This is a genomic window from Aggregatibacter sp. Marseille-P9115 (assembly GCF_920939465.1).
GTDB lineage: Bacteria > Pseudomonadota > Gammaproteobacteria > Enterobacterales > Pasteurellaceae > Aggregatibacter > Aggregatibacter segnis_B.
Genome location: NZ_OV100759.1, coordinates 241,026 through 262,636, shown reverse-complemented (window position 1 = coordinate 262,636; position 21,611 = coordinate 241,026). Strand labels below are relative to the sequence as shown.

General features: G+C 42.3%; 20 protein-coding genes. 15 read left to right on the top strand and 5 right to left on the bottom strand.

Annotated features, from left to right (window positions below):
* Positions 1–7: 7 nt before the first annotated feature.
* The 7 genes from LQ983_RS01175 (at position 8) to rfbB (ending at position 6,750) form a co-directional block, all read left to right on the top strand.
* Positions 8–1,201, top strand: coding sequence for a hypothetical protein (locus LQ983_RS01175; RefSeq protein WP_230621354.1), 1,194 nt, complete (start codon positions 8–10; stop codon positions 1,199–1,201).
* Positions 1,201–2,082: a glycosyltransferase family 2 protein gene (locus tag LQ983_RS01170; RefSeq protein ID WP_230621353.1), complete on the top strand. Its 882-nt coding sequence runs from the start codon at positions 1,201–1,203 to the stop codon at positions 2,080–2,082. Before LQ983_RS01175 ends, LQ983_RS01170 begins: the two co-directional genes overlap by 1 nt.
* 95 nt (positions 2,083–2,177) lie before the next feature.
* Positions 2,178–2,981, top strand: coding sequence for a glycosyltransferase (locus LQ983_RS01165; protein ID WP_230621352.1), 804 nt, complete (start codon positions 2,178–2,180; stop codon positions 2,979–2,981).
* A 3-nt stretch (positions 2,982–2,984) separates the two neighbouring features.
* Positions 2,985–4,103 (top strand): lytic murein transglycosylase, encoded by a 1,119-nt coding sequence (locus tag LQ983_RS01160; RefSeq protein ID WP_230621351.1) that lies wholly within the window; start codon positions 2,985–2,987, stop codon positions 4,101–4,103.
* 20 nt (positions 4,104–4,123) lie between these two features.
* Complete coding sequence (gene xthA / locus LQ983_RS01155; RefSeq protein ID WP_109432259.1) at positions 4,124–4,927, top strand: exodeoxyribonuclease III; 804 nt, start codon at positions 4,124–4,126, stop codon at positions 4,925–4,927.
* Positions 4,927–5,715 carry a TIGR01619 family protein gene (locus LQ983_RS01150; RefSeq protein WP_230621350.1) on the top strand — a complete coding sequence of 263 codons (789 nt, stop codon included), beginning with the start codon at positions 4,927–4,929 and terminating at the stop codon, positions 5,713–5,715. The genes xthA and LQ983_RS01150 overlap by 1 nt, the downstream gene beginning before the upstream one ends.
* 6 nt (positions 5,716–5,721) lie before the next feature.
* Complete coding sequence (gene rfbB / locus LQ983_RS01145; RefSeq protein ID WP_230621349.1) at positions 5,722–6,750, top strand: dTDP-glucose 4,6-dehydratase; 1,029 nt, start codon at positions 5,722–5,724, stop codon at positions 6,748–6,750.
* Positions 6,751–6,823: 73 nt separating this feature from the next.
* Here the strand turns inward: rfbB and LQ983_RS01140 are convergent, their stop codons facing one another.
* The 4 genes from LQ983_RS01140 to LQ983_RS01125 form a co-directional block, all read right to left on the bottom strand.
* Positions 6,824–7,126, bottom strand: a complete 303-nt coding sequence (locus tag LQ983_RS01140; protein ID WP_230621348.1) for a helix-turn-helix transcriptional regulator — start codon at positions 7,124–7,126, stop codon at positions 6,824–6,826.
* Between the two features lie 113 nt (positions 7,127–7,239).
* Positions 7,240–7,770: a rhodanese family protein gene (locus tag LQ983_RS01135; RefSeq protein ID WP_230621347.1), complete on the bottom strand. Its 531-nt coding sequence runs from the start codon at positions 7,768–7,770 to the stop codon at positions 7,240–7,242.
* Positions 7,771–7,843: 73 nt separating this feature from the next.
* Positions 7,844–8,035, bottom strand: a complete 192-nt coding sequence (locus LQ983_RS01130; protein WP_230621346.1) for a DUF2892 domain-containing protein — start codon at positions 8,033–8,035, stop codon at positions 7,844–7,846.
* A 238-nt stretch (positions 8,036–8,273) separates the two neighbouring features.
* Positions 8,274–8,828 (bottom strand): NAD(P)H nitroreductase, encoded by a 555-nt coding sequence (locus LQ983_RS01125; protein ID WP_230621345.1) that lies wholly within the window; start codon positions 8,826–8,828, stop codon positions 8,274–8,276.
* A 134-nt stretch (positions 8,829–8,962) separates the two neighbouring features.
* Between LQ983_RS01125 and sppA the strand changes: the two genes are divergently transcribed.
* The 6 genes from sppA to dapD all read left to right on the top strand — a co-directional run bounded on the left by sppA (position 8,963) and on the right by dapD (position 15,625).
* Positions 8,963–10,849, top strand: a complete 1,887-nt coding sequence (gene sppA / locus LQ983_RS01120; protein ID WP_230621344.1) for a signal peptide peptidase SppA — start codon at positions 8,963–8,965, stop codon at positions 10,847–10,849.
* 39 nt (positions 10,850–10,888) lie between these two features.
* Positions 10,889–12,013, top strand: a complete 1,125-nt coding sequence (gene tyrA / locus LQ983_RS01115; RefSeq protein WP_230621343.1) for a bifunctional chorismate mutase/prephenate dehydrogenase — start codon at positions 10,889–10,891, stop codon at positions 12,011–12,013.
* Positions 12,014–12,092: 79 nt separating this feature from the next.
* The gene (locus LQ983_RS01110) at positions 12,093–12,716 is read left to right on the top strand and encodes an L-threonylcarbamoyladenylate synthase (protein WP_006717883.1); all 624 of its coding nucleotides are present in this window, start codon (positions 12,093–12,095) and stop codon (positions 12,714–12,716) included.
* A 45-nt stretch (positions 12,717–12,761) separates the two neighbouring features.
* Positions 12,762–13,748: a 23S rRNA pseudouridine(2605) synthase RluB gene (gene rluB, locus LQ983_RS01105; RefSeq protein ID WP_230621342.1), complete on the top strand. Its 987-nt coding sequence runs from the start codon at positions 12,762–12,764 to the stop codon at positions 13,746–13,748.
* A 34-nt stretch (positions 13,749–13,782) separates the two neighbouring features.
* Complete coding sequence (gene cysB, locus LQ983_RS01100) at positions 13,783–14,754, top strand: HTH-type transcriptional regulator CysB (protein ID WP_230621341.1); 972 nt, start codon at positions 13,783–13,785, stop codon at positions 14,752–14,754.
* Between the two features lie 43 nt (positions 14,755–14,797).
* Entirely contained in the window at positions 14,798–15,625 is an 828-nt protein-coding gene (dapD, locus tag LQ983_RS01095; protein WP_230621340.1) for a 2,3,4,5-tetrahydropyridine-2,6-dicarboxylate N-succinyltransferase, read from the top strand.
* Positions 15,626–15,697: 72 nt separating this feature from the next.
* Here dapD and tehB read toward each other — a convergent pair whose 3' ends face one another.
* The gene (gene tehB / locus LQ983_RS01090; protein WP_230621339.1) at positions 15,698–16,558 is read right to left on the bottom strand and encodes an SAM-dependent methyltransferase TehB; all 861 of its coding nucleotides are present in this window, start codon (positions 16,556–16,558) and stop codon (positions 15,698–15,700) included.
* A gap of 436 nt (positions 16,559–16,994) precedes the next feature.
* Between tehB and aceE the strand changes: the two genes are divergently transcribed.
* Both aceE and aceF read left to right on the top strand, forming a co-directional pair.
* Positions 16,995–19,652, top strand: a complete 2,658-nt coding sequence (aceE, locus tag LQ983_RS01085; RefSeq protein WP_230621338.1) for a pyruvate dehydrogenase (acetyl-transferring), homodimeric type — start codon at positions 16,995–16,997, stop codon at positions 19,650–19,652.
* A gap of 73 nt (positions 19,653–19,725) precedes the next feature.
* Positions 19,726–21,606, top strand: a complete 1,881-nt coding sequence (gene aceF / locus LQ983_RS01080; protein WP_230621337.1) for a pyruvate dehydrogenase complex dihydrolipoyllysine-residue acetyltransferase — start codon at positions 19,726–19,728, stop codon at positions 21,604–21,606.
* The last annotated feature ends 5 nt before the right edge of the window (positions 21,607–21,611 follow it).

Sequence of the window (21,611 nt, the reverse complement as noted above, 5' to 3'; positions counted from 1 at the left end):
GAAAAAAATGACCGCACTTTTTAATCTTTTTTATCTCTACGATCCTTGGTTATTCCATGTGTTACGCATGTCATGGGTAGTTGGACTGGTTGCCTTCCTGTTTTTGGCATATCGCTATGTTAAAAAGCAACAGACGCAGGGCGTTATATTGCCGTTAGACAGCTTGGCGGTGTTGTTCGGCTTAATTGTATTTAGCCTGATTCCATTGCTTATCAACGGCACGCGAGATTTCTCCGTGATCAGTATGTATGTGAAATTGCTGATTTTATTTGTGTTTGGCGTGGGCGTTTATAATGCATTTTATGCCCGTTCAAATGGTCAATTGGCTGTTGTGAAGGATTTACAGATTGGCGTGATTCTGCAATTTGTATTGGGCTTGTTGGCGTTACTTGGCGTGTCGTGGATTGTTGATTTCTTGCTTTCCACAAATGCGTTATTACCCGATCGTTTTTATGGATCCGAGCAGGAATATCGCTTATATAACGTCACCTCGGCGGCTTTTTTCCAATTGAGTTTGTTCTATTTGATGTTGTTTCATTTCTTGTTGGCGTATAACGAGAAACAGAATACCTTGCCGAGCGTGCTGATTTTTTTCATGTTATGTATCGGGCTGATTTCCGGCAGAACCTTCCTCACCATTTCTGTGATCAGCATTTTGGTGTATTTCAAAGTGCGGTATCTTCCGGCGTTAATTTCTTTTGTGTTGTTAGTGTTATTACTGGCGTATTTCCTACCGGAAAATCCGTATGTGGCGCATGCGCTTGAACCGGTGATTAATTTATTGCACGGAGAAGGCTTTGTGAGTTCTTCAACGGATACGCTGATGAAAAACCATTTGTTTATGCCAACCTTAAAACAATTTATTCAAGGTGACGGCATGTATATGACAGGTGAATTGGTGGTTGGGCGTTATTACGGCCATACCGATTCCGGCTTTTTGCGCCAAATTCTCTACGGTGGCGTGTCTTATACTTTGGTGTGTTTTGTCGTGACCTTCTATTTTGTGCGTAAGGTGGCGTTAAATTGGTTTGATGGCAGCTGGAAATTTACCCTTTCCACGTTGGCGATTTTGTCCCTTTGCAACGTGAAAGCCGATACCTTTACTTTCCCGGGCATTATGTTTGTGATGTTGATGTTTTTATCGTTGTTCGGTAGCCAAGGGAAACAGCTTGTGTTGTTTAAACAAAAGGAGGCGAATTAATGTTCAGTATCATTGTTCCTTCTTATAACCGGAAAGAAGAAATTCCAGCATTATTGGAAAGTTTAACCAAGCAGACTTCATATAATTTTGATGTGGTGATTGTGGATGATTGTTCGAAAGAGCCCGTTGAAGTCACACAATCTTATCCATTTGCAGTTAAAGTCATTCGTAACGAAACCAATCAAGGCGCTGCGGAAAGCCGCAATATCGGAGCGCGCTCTGCGCAGCAGGCATGGTTGTTGTTTTTAGATGATGATGATCGCTTTGCACCCAATAAATGCGAAATATTGGCGGAAACCATCGCAGTGCACCAAGACATTAATTTTGTCTATCATCCGGCGAAATGTGAAATGGTAAACGAAGGTTTTACCTATGAAACCTCGCCTATTGAGCCACAGGAGATCAGCGTTGAGCGCATTTTACTGGCGAATAAAATTGGCGGTATGCCGATGATTGGAGTGAAAAAAGAACTGTTTTTAAAAATAGGCGGATTATCCACCGCACTTCGTTCTCTGGAAGACTATGATTTCTTGTTGAAATTGTTACAGGAGCCAAGTTTTAAGCCGTATAAAATTAACGAGCCTTTAACGCATTGTACTTTTCATACCAAGCGTTCGAGTGTTTCTACGGATACCACCAATACGCAAAAAGCCATTGACTACATCCGCCAGCATTATGTGAAAACTGAGGTGCAGGCGCGTAATTTCAATATTAATGCCAGTTACATTTTGGCGTATCCGCATATCATGAATTTATCCCGCAAGGCGGCGGTGTATTATTTTGATATTTTCAAACAGACCAAAAGCGTGAAGCAGTTGATCATTGCCTTAGTGGTGCTGATTTCCCCAAGCTTGGCAATTAATTTGAAACGCTTTATGTAATGTTGTTGGGACAGGCTTTATGCCTGTCCGATGCCAAAGTTGAATATATAAGGACAGACATAAAGTCTGTCCCTACGAAGACAAAGAGAAAAGAGATGAAATTTTCAGTTTTAATGTCCTTATACGTTAAGGAAAATCCACAATATTTAAGAGAATGTTTTGAAAGCCTTGTGGCGCAAACCCATCCTGCCGATGAAATCGTCTTAGTGTTTGATGGGGCGGTGACACCTGAATTAGAGGCGGTGGTCACTGAATTCGAAACAAAATTACCCTTAAACTTAGTGAAGTTGCCGAAAAACTTAGGTTTAGGTAAAGCGCTCAATGAAGGTTTAAAACATTGTTCGCATGATTGGGTTTTCCGTATGGATACCGATGACATTTGTGTGCCGGAACGCTTTGAAAAGCAAGTGGCATTTATTGAACAACATCCGGAAACGATCATTTTCGGCGGACAAATCGCTGAATTTGGTGACAATGTGAAGGACATCGTGGCGTATCGCAATGTGCCGACAACGGCGCAAGAGATTGTGAAATTCACGCAAAAGCGTTGCCCTTTCAATCACATGACCGTGGCGTATCAAAAAAGTGTGGTCATAAATTGTGGTGGATATGAAGATCTGCAAGAGGATTATTATTTGTGGATTAAGCTTGTGGCACAAGGTCAAAAAGTGGCGAATTTGCCGGATATTTTGGTGTACGCCCGTGTCGGTAACGGCATGGTGGGGCGTCGTCGTGGTTTAAATCAAGCCAAAGCGGAGTGGCGCTTGTTTAAATTAAAATATCGTTTAGGTATCCAAGGATTATTTTCCGGCTTGTTTACGTTTGTTTTGCGTTCCGGTGCACGATTGTTGCCAACCTCCTTATTGAAAAGTCTTTATCATACGTTCTTGAGAAAATAGCCCATGACGTTTACCTCATTTTTAAAAACATCCGTTATTTTCACCGCACTTTTTGTGGCAGGCTGTTCTTCTCATAGCCCCTCTTCAAGTGGCGGAAGTCATGGTATTCACGCTGTTGCAGCAAGCGAGGTTTATAGCAAGCCTCGCACATTAGAGAACTTTAATGATTATGTGAATTTCTTGAAAGGCAAAGCCGCTGCAGAAGGGGTTTCTGTGGAGGTATTGAATGCGCAAAATAACATTAACTACATCCAAAAATCCGTGGATTTGGACGATCAACAAGCGGGACGAATTCGTAAACGCGATCCTAATGCGCCACCGGTGATAAATCCGAATGGCACGACCAATTACTTAAATCGCGTATTAACCGAAAATAAAGTAGAGACGGCTTCTGCACGTTATTGGGAGCAATTGCCACAACTGGAAAAGGCGAGCCAAACCTTTAGTGTCCCGAAAAATTATTTGATGGCATTGTGGGGCATGGAAAGCAGTTTTGGCTATTATCAAGGCAGTTATGATGTGTTATCCGTGCTGGCCACATTGGCTTTTGACGGACGTCGCGAAGCGTTATTCAGTAAAGAATTTATTGCCGCCATGAAAATGCTGCAACGGGATCATATTCAGCGCCACAAAATGAGGGGGTCATGGGCGGGTGCTATGGGACAAACCCAATTTATGCCAAGTTCCTATTTGCGTTATGCCGCGGATGGAAACGGGGACGGTGAGAAAAACATTTGGACGGAACACTATGATGTGTTTGCCTCTATTGCCAATTATTTGCACACCGAGGGCTGGAACCCTAATCTCCCTTGGGGCGTTGAAGTCACGGTGAATCAGCCGATTGATATGACGCTCTCCGGTACGGAAGAGGGGAAACAGCGTCGCTTAACCGATTGGCAAAATCGAGGTGTCAGCCTGAAATTCCAAACGCCGGAAACGCAGCAAAAACTGACCGCACTTTCTCAAGCGGATTTGTGGTTGGTGAGACCGGATCGTGAATTGGGACGCGCGTTTTTAGTGTCCAACAACTATCGCACGCTATTGCATTGGAACAAGTCGAATTATTTCGCCGTGAGTATCGGTATGTTTGCTGATAGAATTCAGCAGCGCATGGGCAACTAAAGAAAATTTAAGGAATCAACATGAAAGTCATGTCATTTAACATCAACGGATTAAGAGCAAGACCACATCAATTAGAAGAAATCATCGATAAATATCAACCGGATGTCCTCGGCTTGCAAGAAATTAAAGTGGCAGATGAAGTCTTCCCTTATGAGTTGGTGGATCATCTTGGCTATCACGTCAACCATTTTGGCCAAAAAGGGCATTATGGTGTGGCTTTGTTGAGTAAACAGGCGCCGTTATTGGTGAGAAAAGGTTTCCCAACCGATGATGAAGAAGCCCAAAAACGCATTATCATGATTGACTTAGACACGCCATTTGGGCAATTAACGGTGATTAACGGCTATTTCCCACAAGGTGAAAGCCGTGAACATCCAACCAAATTCCCGGCAAAACAAAAATTCTATGCGGATTTACAGCGCTATTTGGAACAAGATCACAATGCACAAAACCCGGTGATCATTATGGGCGATATGAACATCAGCCCGTCTGATTTGGACATTGGTATCGGCGAAGAAAATCGTAAACGCTGGTTGCGCACCGGTAAATGTTCCTTCTTGCCGGAAGAGCGCGAATGGTATCAGCGTTTATATGCATATGGTTTAGAAGACACCTTCCGCTATTTAAACCCAACAGTAAACGACAAATTCTCGTGGTTTGATTACCGTTCCAAAGGGTTTGATGATAATCGCGGTTTACGCATTGACCATATTTTGGCAAATAAAGCGTTGGCGGCACATTGCGTGGATACCGGGATTGCGCTTGATATTCGTGCCATGGACAAACCATCGGATCACGCACCGATTTGGGCGGAGTTTAAATAATGCCGTTAAAAAATCCTGAACAAAATTGGCAAAATTACCGTACGTTAATTAACGGCAATATGGCTTCTTGTACTGTTAATTTAGATATTTTTGAACAATTTACCCCTGATAAATTTAACAAGATCGTGCAGGTTTCATTGCCTTACGAGGCGGATGAAAATACGATGCCGACGTTAGATGAACATCATCGGGTGGTGAAGGAATTATTCAAAATTTTGGTACAGGCTTCCGCATTGTCAGAGCTACTTTATGCCGGACATATTTTTACTGAAGGGCTTTTAAAGCTTTATTTTTACTGTGATGAAACCACCGCACTTTTTGGTGTACTTGACCAGTTTAAGGAAGGCATTGAAGAGATTACGGTGCAAGAGGATCCGAATTGGGATACTTATTTTGATTTTTTATTGCCATCACCATTGGAAATGAAACTTAATGTCACGGAAGAAATTTTAGATATGTTGCTACAAAATGGCAGAGATTTAGCGGATAACTATCTTGTTGAACATACGTTCCAGTTTGCAGAAGAACAGCAGATGTTCCAATTTATGGAAGCTGCCAATCTTGGCGATCTTTCCTTTCATTCTATGAGTTATAGCAGTGCGCCGCTGATTTTCGAAGATGAAGACGATAAAGACGGGTTTTATATCGTCAAAATAGAGCAGGAAATGACATTGGATAACGATGATATTTTCCGTTATGTAGAGCAGTTTGAACGATTGGCAGAAAAATTTTCCGGTGAGTATGTAGGCTGGGAAAGCGATACGATTAATCAAGTGAAAGCGAATTAATCTTCTATGAAAATTCTTGTCACCGGCGGTGCCGGATTTATTGGTTCAGCGTTTATTCGTCATAGTATTTATCATACGCGAGATCAGATTGTGAATTTGGATAAATTGACCTATGCCGGCAATCTTGAGTCGTTGCATGAGGTAGCGACTAATCCGCGTTATATTTTTGAACAGGCGGATATTTGTGATACGCAAGCGGTTCAACGCATTTTAAAAGAACATCAGCCCGATTGTGTTGTGCATTTTGCGGCGGAAAGCCATGTGGATCGTTCTATTTATGGTGCGGCGGCATTTATCCAAACCAATATTGTTGGCACCTATACGCTGTTGGAAGCTGTACGTGATTATTACCAACAGCTGCCTGACGAGAGGAAAAAGACCTTCCGTTTTTTGCATATTTCGACAGACGAAGTTTATGGTGATGTGGCAGGGACGTCAGATTTGTCTTCGGAAACATCAGTTTATGCGCCTAGTAGCCCTTATTCAGCTTCAAAAGCTTCATCGGATCATTTGGTTCGTGCTTGGCACCGCACTTATGGATTGCCGATAATCATCACGCATTGCGCGAACAATTACGGACCTTACCAATATCCGGAAAAATTGATTCCGGTGATGATTTTAAATGCATTAAGTGGAGAGCCGTTGCCGATTTATGGCAATGGGCAGCAAATTCGGGATTGGCTATACGTTGAGGAGCATGTTCAGGCGCTGTATCTTGTTCTTCAGCAAGGGCGTATTGGAGAAAGCTACAATATTAGCGCGCATTGTGAAAAAACGAACCGAGAAATTGTACAGATACTCTGTGATATGTTGGAAGAACTTGCGCCCAACAAGCCGAAAGGAATAAGACATTATCAAGATCTTATTGTGCATACGGCTGACCGTCCCGGACATGATGTGCGTTATGCACTTGATGCCACAAAAATTCGTCAAGAATTGCATTGGCAACCACAAGCGGATTTTATGGCATCGATGCGCAGTACCGTTCAATGGTATTTAACGCACCTTGATTGGTGTGCAAAAGTGCGATCGTAAAATTCGATAAAAATGCAAGTATGGATTTTATAAAATGAAAAAACGCAGAAGTGGGTTCTGCGTTTTTTTATGTTTATTTTTCAGTGGATGAGTCACAGAAAAAGCCGTGTAATAATTTGATCATTTCAACGACTTTGGGATCGTTAATATAATACACACGTTCCCGATGTTTGACATCACTTGCCACTAAGCCTGCTTTACGCAAAAGGGCGAGTTGGTTGGACATCGCTGCTTGTGGCATGTTCATTTTGACAGTCAATTCAGTGACGTTATATCGTTTTTCATGTAAACAGCACAAAATGGCTAAGCGATTCGGATTGGCTAACAATTTTAAGAAGTTGCTGGCTTCGTTACTTTTTTCCAATATGTCTTTCATCAGATTCTATTTCAGTCTTTACTCATTATGGGTAGGGGCGCGTATTCTACACATCTTACCCCGTGAAACCAATAACTGAATCGTTTTTTTCCGCTATTTTATGATCTAATCGACTATTTACGATTCCATGGCATACGCGCGAGGAGTTTCGCCATGCCACAAAAACCGCTAATTCCGGCAAACGTGAGCCCTGCACCGACAAATGCGGGTAGCCAATAAAAATAAGGCGAAACAGACCACCCTAACAACGAACCCAATAAAATCAAACTTCCTGCGACAATTTGCACTTGACGCATAATATCAATCGGTTGTGACGGATTAAATTGTGTGGCCAATCCAGCATTTTTCCAGCCGTTTATTCCGTCTTCAAGCAAGTACACTTCACAATGACTCTCCTGTGCCAGTTGCTTGAAAAACTCAGACTGGCTACAGGTTCTTGCACCGGATTTACAGTGGAAAATAAGGCAACTTCCTTGTTTTAGGGTTTCGTTCAATCCTTGACGTTGTAATTCAGAAAGAGGCTGTAAAACTGAACCTTCAATGTGTTCACGGCGATACTCTTCAGGTTGACGAATGTCGATTAATAATGCCCCGGCGGCTAACTTATCTTTTGCTTCTAGAGCAGAAATAATGGAAATGGTCATAGTATTTTTGTGCTTTCCTTAAAATAGATAAACACTCGGCATTTCTGCCGAGTGAAAATGATGTGTTAATGAATTATTTTTTTAATGGACAGGTGTTGATGCCAAGTAGTGAATAAAGACCACAGCGTGAGAATAGTCCGGTTAATAACGGAACAACACCAATCCAGCCCCACCAACCAATAATGTTCGTTAAGGTCAATGCGATAAGAATGATGCCTAAAACGATTCGAATAACTTTATCCATACCACCAACATTTGGGTTCATATTTCTCTCCTTAAGTTTGAATTAATAGTTAACAAAGAGTTAACATATAAAAATAGTATTATATGATGTAATGCTTTGTCAAAACTTTTCTATTTATTTGGCATCCTTTTTTAATAAAGGAAAGAGATTAAAACAGAGAAAATGTTCGTTTGCTGTGCTGAAAATAATGAAAAAACAGACCGCACTTTACTCATTTTATCTAAAGTGCGGTCTGTTTTTCTGATGTTTTTTAGGAGATTTACAGGGAAGAAACTACATCGTCTAAACTGAGTATTTTTTTCTCTCTTTCTAATTTTTCTTCACCGGAACCTAACATAATAAAACCGATAATTTTATCTTGCGCTTCACATCGGAAAGCGTTGCGTAGTGCCGAACCTTCTAGCCAAGGGCCGCTGATCCAAACGTTTTTAAAGCCTAACGCGTTGGCGGCAAGTTGCATTGCATAAGTGGCGCAACCGGCGCAGAGAAGTTGTTCCCATTCCGGCACTTTCTTGATGGTTGGATCTAATTTCGCGACGACACCGATAACCATTGGTGCGCGACCGGCAAGGTTTTCAGCTTTTTTCAAACGTTCTTCACCCAAATTGAGTTCATGCACCGCACTTTTTAACAAATCGCCGAAGGTGGCCATTTTTTCTTTTTCGATAACAATAAAACGGTAAGGTTGTAATTTGCCGTGATCCGGCGCCCGTAAGGCGGCTTGAAAGATTTGGTTTAATTGCTGTTCATTTGGTGCCGGTTCATTGAGTTTTTTTTGTGAACTGCGTTCAGTGAGGAGTTGTAATGCATCCATTTTTGCTTCCTTTTTATGGGGGAAATAAAGTGCGGTGGATTATAGCACAGTTTTTAAAACAGGCTTTCTCTAGGTTTATTCAGACGTAGGTTTATGGTATTTTAAACGCCATTTTGTTGATTTTTCGAGGTTATATGAAATTTATCGTCTCTTTGGTGAAGTTTGCCTGGCGTATCCTTAATTTTATTCGTGATTTAGTCATGAATATCGTTTTCTTGATTTTTGTTTTATTGGCACTTTCCGTTTTTACCCTGATTGTTGGGGCGGATAAACAGGAAAAAGTCGTGTTAAAAGGTGATCAAGGGGCTTTGCTATTACAACTGGATGGCTATTTGGCTGATAATCGCGATGATCAAAGCAGCTTTAAAAGGTTGTTAAAAGAATTGGATAATGAACGTATTGCACAACAATATTCGACTTTTGATGTGATTTATGCCATTGATGCCGCAGCACAGGATGACAAAGTGAAAGGCTTAGTGTTGGATCTCAATTATTTTCAAGGAGGCGATTTGCCATCTCTTGAATATGTCGGTGAAGCGATTGAGAATTTCAAAGATAGCGGAAAACAAGTGATCGCCTATTCGGACAGCTATAACCAATCTCAATATTTTCTTGCCAGTTATGCCGATGAAATTTATATGAATCCTATCGGCAGCGTGTCTATTGAAGGCTTGGCACAGGAAACGCTGTATTACAAAGAGATGTTAGATAAATTGGAAGTAAACCCGCATGTGTTCCGTGTGGGCACCTATAAATCAGCCGTTGAGCCATTTTTGCGTAATGATATGTCGCCTGAAGCACGAGCTAATTTACAACGTTGGTTAAACACCATGTGGGAGAATTACACAGCACAAGTGGCCATCAATCGGGACATTCCGAAAGCGCTTGTAGCGCCGACGGCAAATACCTATTTAACCGAGTTGAAGGCCTTGAAAGGCGACAGTACGGCATATGCGGTAAAACGTAAATTAATTACTGATGTGTTGGATCATTTCGATTTAAATAGAAAATTGACCGCACTTTTTGGTGAAGATAAAGAGCATCAGCCTAAAACCGTGGATTTTGAAACCTATTTAGCTTCTTTACCGGATCGTTTAATCGGCGAAACAGACAATAAAATTGCCGTGGTGAACGTCGAGGGCGCGATTGTGGACGGCGAAAGTGATGAAGAAAATGCCGGTGGCGATACTATTGCGATGTTATTACGTCAGGCGCACGATGATAAAGACGTAAAAGGTGTGGTATTGCGTGTCAATAGCCCCGGCGGCAGTGCTTTTGCTTCTGAAATCATTCGTCAGGAAGTAACGCATTTACAGAAAGCCGGTAAGCCGGTGGTGGTTTCCATGGGCGGCATGGCAGCGTCTGGCGGTTATTGGATTTCTTCCACGGCGGATTATATTGTGGCAGATAAAAACACCATTACCGGCTCTATCGGTATTTTTGCCGTGTTACCTACTTTTGAGAACACCATTAAGAAAATTGGTGTTTCTGCCGATGGCGTGAAAACGTCCGATTTGGCGCTAGGTTCTCTTTTGAGCCCGTTGTCCGCTGAATTAAATGATGTATTACAGCTAGAAATTGAACATGGTTACGATCAATTCTTAACTAAAGTGAGCGAGGGGCGTCATTTAACCAAAGCCCAAGTGGATAAGGTTGCACAAGGTCAAGTTTGGCTTGGTTCCGAAGCGTTAGCGCATAAATTGGTGGATGAGTTAGGTAATCTTGATACCGCTCTAGGAAAAGCCATGGAATTGGTGAATGAAAGACGCTCGGAGCAAGAAAAAATTGATGAAAGTCGTTTCTCTGTAGAATGGATGGTGGATGAGGAACGCACGTTGATTAAGAAAATCATGCGCGATTTCAAAGGTGAAGGTCGTCTTCGGTTGCAACGCATGATGGCAGAAACTGTCGGATTACCAAAAGAAATGACACAGTTTAAAAAACAACTTGGCCTGTTAAATACGTTTAACGATCCGAAAGGGCAATATTTATATTGCTTAACCTGCGGTTCTGTGAAATAAAAGTGCGGTCGGTTTTTCGGGTGTTTTAGCGGAGATAAGATGGAACAGTTAGCAGAGTTAAGAGCGCAAATTGATCAATTAGATCAAGAATTGCTACAGCTTTTGGCAAAGCGCTTGGAAGTGGTACATAAGGTTGGTGAAGTTAAACAACAATATGGCCTGCCTATTTATGTGCCGCAGCGGGAAATCGAAATGCTACAACGAAAACGTGAAGCCGCTGAGCAACTTGGGCTGTCGCCTGATTTAATTGAAGACATTTTACGCCGCATTATGCGTGAGTCTTATGTCAGTGAAAATCGTTTCGGCTTTAAAACCGTAAATCCTGCAATTCGCAAAATTGTTATTGTGGGGGGACGAGGCAAACTTGGGCGTTTGTTTGGTCGTTACTTACAAGGTTCCGGTTATCCTGTTGTGGCGTTGGAACAACAGGATTGGCCTCTGGCAGAGAGCATTTTGCAAGAAGCGGATGTCGTGATTGTTTCTGTGCCTATCGCCAATACGCCGGAAGTGATTGAACGTCTTAAGCCCTATCTCACCGAAAATATGTTGTTGGCGGATTTAACCTCTGTGAAACGAGTGCCGTTACAAAAAATGCTGGAAGTGCATCAAGGTGCCGTGGTGGGGTTGCACCCAATGTTTGGGCCGGATATCGCCAGCATGGCAAAACAAGTGGTGGCATGTTGTGACGGGCGTTTTAGCGAACGCTATCAGTGGTTGTTACAACAAATTCAAATTTGGGGTGCCAAAATCTACCCAGTAGATGCCGCGGAACATGATCATCACATGACCTATATTCAGGCGTTGCGCCATTTTTCCACGTTTGTGTATGGCTTGTATTTGTCCCAACAGCCGGTGGAATTGGAAAAATTATTAGCATTATCTTCGCCGATTTATCGTTTGGAATTGGCAATGGTTGGACGTCTATTTGCACAGGATGCGGCATTATATGCCGATATTATTGCGGATAAACCGGAAAACTTAGCGGTGATTGAACATCTGAAAAACAGTTATGACGTCGGCTTTGATTTTTTCAAACACCATGATCGTCAAGGCTTTATTGATCAATTCAATCAAATTCGCGACTGGTTTGGTGATTATTCAGAACAATTTTTACAGGAAAGCCGTCAATTATTGCAGCAAGCCAGTGACGCAAGAAATGTTTAATGGCACGGCACAAAGCGTTATCCTGCAGGCGCTTAAACTGCTATAATACGCCGCAATTTTACTCGGAGAGTGAAAACATATGAGTCAATTTTTTTATATCCATTCGGAAAATCCGCAGGTGCGTTTAATCAATCAAGCGGTTGAAATTTTACGTAATGGCGGCGTGATCGTGTATCCTACCGATTCCGGCTATGCGTTGGGTTGCATGATTGGGGATAAGCATGCGATGGATCGTATCGTGCAAATTCGCCAATTACCGGAAGGGCATAATTTTACTTTGGTATGCAGTGATTTATCGGAGTTATCCAATTATTCTTTAGTGACGAATTCTGCTTATCGCTTGATTAAAAACAACACGCCGGGACGTTACACTTTTATTTTAACGGCAACCAAAGAATTACCGCGCCGTTTAATGACGTCCAAACGAAAAACCATCGGGATTCGTGTGCCGGATAATCAAATTGCCTTGGATTTATTGAAGGCATTGGGTGAGCCGATTTTATCTTGTTCTTTAATGTTGCCAAACGAAGAACATATTACCCAATCGGATCCGGAAGAAATTCGAGACCGCCTAGAGCATCAAGTGGATTTAATTATTCACGGCGGTTATTTAGGACAAGAACCAACCACTGTGGTTGATTTAACGACAGAAACGCCGGTAATTTTGCGTGAAGGCAGTGGTTCGGTCGCTCCGTTTATTTAAACCTATTTTTGAAAAAGACGCTTGGGAAAGCGACAATGAGGATTTATGAAACCCACAACACAAAAACGCGTTCAAAATCGACCGCACTTTACACAGAAAAACCAACCTGTCGTAGCGAAAAATCGTCCAACTTCAGTAAAGTCAAATGGAAAAAATGAGATGAAAACGACTTCAGCCGAAGGCGAGAAGTTACAAAAAGTATTGGCACGAGCCGGACAAGGTTCCCGTCGTGAAATCGAAAGCATTATTGCGGAAAATCGAGTCAGTGTAGACGGTAAAATCGCAACGCTAGGCGATCGAATTAACGTGAATTCCGGTGTGAAAGTGCGTATTGACGGTAATTTGATTAATCTGACACAAGCGCAGAAAGAAGTGTGTCGTGTATTGATGTATTACAAACCGGAAGGTGAGCTTTGTACCCGCCATGATCCGGAAGGGCGCGCTACCGTGTTTGATCGTTTGCCGCGTTTAACCGGTGCTCGTTGGATTGCGGTTGGTCGCTTAGATATTAATACGTCTGGTTTATTGTTATTCACAACGGACGGTGAATTGGCGAATCGTTTAATGCACCCAAGCCGCGAAGTCGAGCGAGAGTATTCTGTTCGCGTGTTTGGTGCAGTAGATGACGCTATGCTGAATCGCTTAAAGAAAGGCGTTCAATTGGAAGACGGCCCGGCAAATTTTAAAGAGATTAAATTTGTTGGTGGGGTGGGGATGAATCAATGGTTTGATGTGACCTTAATGGAAGGACGTAATCGTGAAGTGCGTCGTTTATGGGAATCACAAGGCATCCAAGTGAGCCGCTTGATTCGTATTCGTTATGGCAACATTAAATTGATGAAGAATTTACCACGTGGTGGCTGGCAGGAGATGGAACTGGCAGACGTGAATTATTTACGTGAATTGGTCGGTTTACCACCGGAAACCGAAACCAAATTAGACATGAATAAGCAACGACGTAAGCCAAAGACAGGGAAAATCCGTAAGGCAGTTAAACGTTATTCAGAATTAAGTAAACGTTATAAAAAATAACCGCACTTTACGGTTGTCATTAAAAGGAGAATTTATGAAATTTCAACAGCTTCGCTATATTGTTGAAGTCGCTAATCAAAATATGAATATCACGGAAGCTGCGCATGTGCTATTCACATCGCAACCGGGGATTAGTAAACAGGTACGCTTATTAGAAAATGAGCTAGGCGTAGAGATTTTTGAGCGTAATGGTAAGCACATCAAAGGATTAACGCCGCCCGGGAAAAAAATTGTGGCGATCTCTCGTGAGATTATGATGAAAATGCAAGGCATTCGTTCCGTTGCTGATGAATATACCAAGCCTGAACAAGGTGTATTGCGTATTGCAACGACAAATACGCAGGCGCGTTATATGTTGCCGGCGGTTGTAGAAAAATTTTCTCAGCGTTATCCCAACGTAAGTTTGCATATTCATCAAGGTTCACCTACACAAATTTATGATGCATTGATGTCTGATGAAGTGGATTTGGCGATTACTACCGAAGCGCAATATCTCTTTGATGATGTGGTCTTGTTGCCGTGTTATTTCTGGAATCGTTCGGTGATTGTGAAGCCCGATCATCCTTTAGCTCAATGCGAACATCTTACTATTGAAGAGTTAGGGAAATATCCTTTAATTACCTATACCTTCGGTTTTACCGGCGCGTCTGATTTGGATTATGCTTTTAATAGTGCGGGGATTTTGCCAAACATTGTGTTTACTGCAACGGATGCGGATATTATCAAAACCTATGTACGCATGGGGTTGGGCGTAGGGATTATGGCTTCTATGGCACATACATCGACAGATAAGGATTTAGTGGCTATCAAAGCAGATCATTTATTCCGCCCAAGCATGACACAAATTGCATTTAAGAATGGTGCATTCTTACGAAATTATATGTATGACTTTATTAATTATTTTTCACCGCACTTGACTCGTACTAATGTCGAAAAAGCCGAAAGATTGAATGATAATAGCGATGTGAAAAAGTTATTTAATAACGTCGAGTTAGAAGTATTGTAATCTGAACTCATTTATTTTTATTAACCCTGATATAGGAAGCAAAATGTCCAATTTACAACAAATTATTGAAAACGCCTTTGAAAAACGTGCAGAAATCACACCGAAAACCGTTGATGCACAAACCCGCTCAGCCATTGAAGAAGTGATTGAAGGCTTAGACTGCGGTAAATACCGTGTTGCAGAAAAAATTGATGGCGAATGGGTGACTCACCAATGGTTAAAGAAAGCGGTATTGCTTTCTTTCCGCATCAATGAAAATCAAATCATTGATGGTGCAGAAACCAAATACTACGACAAAGTCGCTTTAAAATTTGCTGATTACACGGAAGAACGTTTCCAACAAGAAGGTTTCCGTGTAGTGCCTTCTGCTACCGTTCGTAAAGGGGCATATATTGCTAAAAACACAGTGTTAATGCCATCTTATGTGAATATTGGTGCGTATGTGGGCGAAGGAACGATGGTGGATACTTGGGCAACAGTCGGCTCTTGCGCACAAATCGGTAAAAACGTGCACTTATCCGGTGGGGTAGGGATCGGTGGCGTGTTAGAGCCATTACAAGCTAACCCAACTATTATTGGTGATAACTGCTTTATCGGTGCGCGTTCCGAAGTTGTTGAAGGCGTTATCGTTGAAGATGGTTGCGTGATTTCCATGGGGGTCTTTATTGGTCAATCCACCAAGATTTATGATCGTGAAACCGGCGAAATTCACTATGGTCGTGTACCGGCTGGGTCTGTTGTTGTTTCCGGTAGCCTTCCGTCAAAATGCGGTAAATACAGCCTTTACTGTGCCGTTATCGTGAAAAAAGTGGATGCCAAAACGCTAGGAAAAGTCGGCATCAACGAGTTATTGCGTTCTATTGAAGAATAATTAAAAACGCAATAAAAAAAGACCGCACTTTATATCGCAAAGTGCGGTCTTTTTCTTTTCTAAATCGGCAAACTATTTCTTTCTTGCCAACATGGTCACAAATTTCATTTTATAGCGATTGCCGTTTTCATCGGTTTTGTGCAGTTCACCCATGTTTTCGTTGTATTCCAAGAATTCCCAATCTTTGTAGTATTCTTTCAATTCATTTTCACCAAAGGTAAAAGAGAATGGTACCGGGCAAGGCACTTCCGGTGTGGACATGGCGGCCACGATTAAATTGTAACCACCCGGATTGGTGTGGTTTTGCATGTTTTCAAGGATTGCCGGTACGCGGGTACAATCGAGGAACATAAAGACCACAGTCGACAAAATAAAATCATAGTTTTCTTGAATGTTTGCATCGTTGATATTGTAAAGTGCAGTCTGAATTTTCAGATTTTCTTTCTCTTTAGTCTCGTTTAAAAATTGGAGACTGTTTTCATTGTGATCCCAAGAAGTTACATCATAGCCGAGTAAACTCAAATAGAGGGAGTTACGCCCTTGTCCACACCCTAAATCTAACACCTTACATGGTTTGATAATTTTAGCCGCATTGACCACATCGCCATGAGTCGCGGTCATATTGTATTTTTTGCTGAAGTAGTCTTCCTTGGTGCAATAAAACTCAAGGAAACATTCCAAATCATCGGAAAGGGCTTCAACACGATGCCAAAGTTGAGGTTCAACGAAAGGTGTTTCATCTTGTGGGGTGAAAATGTGTTCGCTCACAACATCACCATTTTCCGTTAACACATAAAATTTGAGTTTGCCCTTTAAGACGGTTAGTTTTCCCCAAGTGCCGACTTTGGTATTGTGCTTTTCTTGAAACATTTTTGGCAAGCTGTCTTTAGTCCAAACCGGCATTTTTTTGTAACAAATAAGTTCGTTTTGCATTTTTTATCTCCAAATTTTTATGCGATATAAATAGTTGAGTCTAATGGTAGGTTAATTGGTCAAAATACGCAATATTTAATTCCTTTTTTCAATGGCTAATATGTGATGACGATAACTTATTTTAGAAAGTGCGGTGTTTTTTTTTAGGTGTTTTCTTGGGTGTTGAAGATTGTCTCGTAAATTTATGTATAAATGGTTATTTAAAACAGCTCAGCAATCAGATATTTTCCGCGGCAGAGATAAAAATCACTATCATTCTTTCAAAAAATCTAATAAGATTTACATTATTTGTTAAAAATTTGTAATGTGTGTTTTTTGTACAGTTTACATAGGGGTTTTGACAAATTAAACCATTTTTAGTTATCAATTCGTTGTTTAATTGCTACCAAAAGTAGCGTTAAACGTACTTCTAACTTAACAAAATAAGGAAAAAACTATGTCAGAATTGTTAAAAAATGACGTAGATCCGATCGAGACTAACGATTGGTTGGCAGCAATTGATTCGTTAATTCGTGAGGAAGGCATTGAGCGCGCTCAGTTCATTATCGATCAAGTTATGCAACAAGCTCGCGCCGGTGGCGTTTCTTTACCTAGTGGGATCACAACCGATTATGTGAATACCATTCCAGTTTCCGAGCAACCGGCTTATCCGGGTAATTTAGAGATTGAACGTCGCATTCGTTCTTATGTTCGTTGGAATGCTGTAATGATGGTATTACGCGGACAGAAAAAAGACCTTGATTTAGGTGGTCACTTATCCACTTTCCAATCTGCGGCAACTATGTATGAAGTCGGTTTTAACCATTTCTTCAAAGCAGCAACAGAGAAAAACGGCGGTGACTTAGTCTTCTTCCAAGGCCACGCAGCGCCGGGGATGTATGCTCGTGCTTTCCTAGAAGGACGTTTAACGGAAGAGCAATTAAACAACTTCCGTCAAGAAGTAGATGGTAAAGGTTTGTCTTCTTACCCTCACCCTAAATTAATGCCTGATTTCTGGCAATTCTCAACCGTCTCTATGGGTTTAGGCCCGGTGAACGCCATTTATCAAGCCCGTTTCTTAAAATACTTACACAATCGTGGTTTGAAAGATACTGCTGATCAAAAAGTGTATGCCTTCTTAGGCGATGGCGAGATGGATGAAATTGAATCTAAAGGTGCATTAACTTTCGCTGCTCGCGAACATTTAGATAACTTAATTTTCGTCATTTCCTGTAACTTACAACGCTTAGACGGCCCGGTAAACGGTAACGGTAAAATCGTTCAAGAATTAGAAGGTTTATTTGTGGGCGCTGGTTGGGAAGTGATTAAAGTCATGTGGGGTAGCCGTTGGGATAAATTATTTGCCAAAGACACCACAGGTAAACTCACCCAATTAATGATGGAAGTGGTTGATGGTGACTACTTAACATTCAAATCTAAAGACGGAGCTTACGTACGTGAACACTTCTTCGGTCGTTACCCGGAAACTGCTGCATTAGTGGCTGATATGACTGATGATGAAATTTGGGCGTTACAACGTGGCGGTCATGATCCGCTTAAAGTATTTGCCGCATTCAAGAAAGCACAAAATGCCGGTAAACCGGTTGTTATCTTAGTGCAATCTGTGAAAGGCTATAAAATTGCTGAAGCAGAAAGTAAAAACACTGCACACCAATCCAAAAAAATGTCTGCTGACAGTATCAAAGCTTACCGCGATTACTTCCACATTCCAGTGAAAGATGAAGATTTGGAAAGCTTGCCGTACGTCACCTTCCCAGAAGGTTCAGAAGAGTACAAATACTTGCATGAACATCGTAAAGCATTGCAAGGTTATTTGCCTGCACGTCAACCGAAATTTACCGTGGACTTCAAAGTACCTGAGCTTTCAGAATTCTCTGCATTGTTAGAAGCGCAACCACGTCCGATTTCAACCACAATGGCATTCGTTCGTTTCTTAAATACGTTGTTAAAAGACAAAGAAGTGGGCAAACATATTGTTCCAATCGTGGCAGACGAAGCGCGTACTTTCGGTATGGAAGGATTATTCCGTCAAATCGGTATTTACAACCCGCATGGTCAAAATTATGTCCCATCCGACCGCGATTTAGTGGCTTACTACCGTGAGGCGAAAGATGGTCAAGTCTTACAAGAAGGGATCAACGAATTAGGTGCAACCTCTTCTTGGTTAGCGGCAGCAACCTCTTACTCCATCAGTAATGTACCGATGATTCCATTCTTCATCTATTACTCTATGTTCGGTTTCCAACGTGTTGGTGACTTGATGTGGGCTGCAGGTGACCAATTGGCTCGCGGTTTCATGATTGGTGGTACATCAGGCCGTACAACATTGAATGGTGAAGGTTTACAACACGAAGATGGTCACAGCCACATTCAATCTTTAACGATTCCGAACTGTGTCTCTTATGACCCCGCATTTGCTTATGAAGTAGCGGTTATCATGCAAGATGGTATCAACCGTATGTATGGTGAAAAACAAGAAGATGTGTTCTATTACATCACCACTTTAAATGAAATTTACGATCAACCTGCAATGCCTGCAGGCTCAGAAGAAGGTATTCGTAAAGGTCTTTATAAATTTGAACACGTACAAGGAAAAGGTAAAGGAGAAGTGCAATTACTTGGTTCTGGTGCGATCTTGCGTCATGTACGTGAAGCTGCTCAAATCTTGGCTAACGACTACGGCATCAGCTCTGATGTTTATAGTGCGCCGTCCTTCACTGAAGCTGCTCGCGAAGGGGCGGATGCGGTTCGTTGGAATATGTTACATCCAACCGAAACACCACGTGTGCCATACGTTGCTCAAGTGATGAACGACAAGCCTGCCGTTGCAGCAACCGACTACATGAAGCTTTTTGCTGAGCAAATCCGCGCTTATGTACCGGCTAAACATTATCATGTGTTGGGTACGGATGGTTTTGGTCGTTCCGATAGCCGTGCGAACTTGCGTGACCACTTTGAAGTAGATGCACACCACGTTGTGGTTGCCGCATTACATGTGTTGGCACAAGAAGGCACAGTTGACAAGAAAGTGGTTGCCGAAGCAATCGCAAAATACGGTATCGATCCTGAAAGATTGAATCCGTTATATGCATAAAAAATAACGAAAAAAACGACCGCACTTGATGAAAGTGCGGTTGGTTTTCCAAACGTTTAAAAGGTAAAAAGAAATGGCTAAACAAATTCAAATCCCGGATATCGGTAGTGATGAAGTGACCGTTACCGAAGTGATGGTAAAAGTTGGAGATACGATTACTGCGGATCAATCCATCATCAATGTTGAAGGTGATAAAGCATCGATGGAAGTGCCGGCACCTGAAGCAGGCGTGGTTAAAGAAGTGTTAGTGAAAGTGGGAGATAAAGTGACCACCGGTACGCCTATGTTGGTATTAGATAGCGCTGATGCAGCGCCTGCACAAGCTGCTCAACCGGCCGCAGCACCTGCCGCTGCGCCGACTACTGCACAAGTAGTTGATGTGAACGTGCCGGATATCGGTTCTGATGAAGTCAACGTTACCGATGTTATGGTCAACGTAGGCGATCGTGTTGAAGTGGATCAATCCATTATTAACGTTGAAGGCGATAAAGCGTCTATGGAAGTGCCAGCACCTGTTGCCGGTATCGTGAAAGAAATTATTATTAAAGCGGGCGATAAAGTGTCTACCGGCACATTGATTATGCGCTTTGAAGTTGCCGGCAGTGCGTCTGCTTCAGCAGCAGCGGCATCTGCGCCTGCTGCCGCACCTGCAGCACAGGTTGCCGGTGGTGTGAAAGAGGTGAATGTCCCTGATATCGGCGGTGACGAAGTTAACGTGACTGAAATTATGGTAAAAGTGGGCGATAGCATCACAGAAGATCAGTCATTAATTACCGTTGAAGGTGACAAAGCTTCGATGGAAGTGCCAGCACCATTTGCGGGTGTTGTTAAAGAAATTTTAGTGAAAGCGGGGGACAAAGTCTCTACCGGTTCATTAATTATGAAATTTGAAGTGGCAGGTGCCGCACCGGTTGCTGCAGCTGCACCACAAGCTGCTGCACCGGCACAGGTAGCTGCGCCAGCTGCCGCACCTTCTGCGCCGGCAGCGACTGCATCTGATGCTGATGTCACTTCTGCGAAAAGTTTTGCACACGCCACACCGGTGATTCGTCGTCTTGCACGTGAGTTCGGCGTGAACTTAGATAAAGTGAAAGGTACTGGTCGTAAAGGTCGTATCTTAAAAGAAGACGTTCAAGCTTATGTAAAAGCGGCAGTGAAAGCATTAGAAAGTGGTTCTTCGGTGGCTGCTGGTGCTGCAAATGGCGCAGGTTTAGGCTTGTTACCATGGCCAAAAGTGGATTTCAGCAAGTTTGGTGAAATCGAAGAAGTAGAATTAAGCCGTATCAACAAGATTTCCGGTGCGAACTTACATCGTAACTGGGTTATGATTCCACACGTTACTCATTTCGATAAAGCGGATATCACCGAATTGGAAGCTTTCCGTAAAGAACAAAATGCGTTAGCCGAAAAACAAAAACTTGGCGTGAAAATCACCCCGGTTGTGTTCATTATGAAAGCGGTTGCTAAAGCATTAGAAGCGTATCCTCGTTTCAACAGTTCTATCACTGAAGATGCACAGCGCTTGATCTTGAAAAAATACATCAACATCGGCGTAGCGGTAGATACACCAAACGGTTTGGTTGTACCGGTATTCAAAGATGTGAATAAAAAAGGCATTATCGAGCTTTCTCGTGAATTAGCGGAAGTGTCTAAAAAAGCCCGTGACGGTAAATTAACGGCATCTGATATGCAAGGTGGTTGTTTCACCATCTCCAGTATCGGTGGTTTGGGTACAACTCACTTTGCGCCAATCGTGAATGCGCCTGAAGTGGCGATTTTAGGTGTATCCAAATCTTCAATGGAACCTGTATGGAACGGTAAAGATTTCGCACCGCGCTTAATTCTTCCGATTTCCTTGTCATTCGACCACCGTGTTATTGACGGTGCCGACGGTGCACGCTTCATTAGCTACATCGGTTCTGTGTTGGCAGATTTACGTCGTTTAATTATGTAATTTAT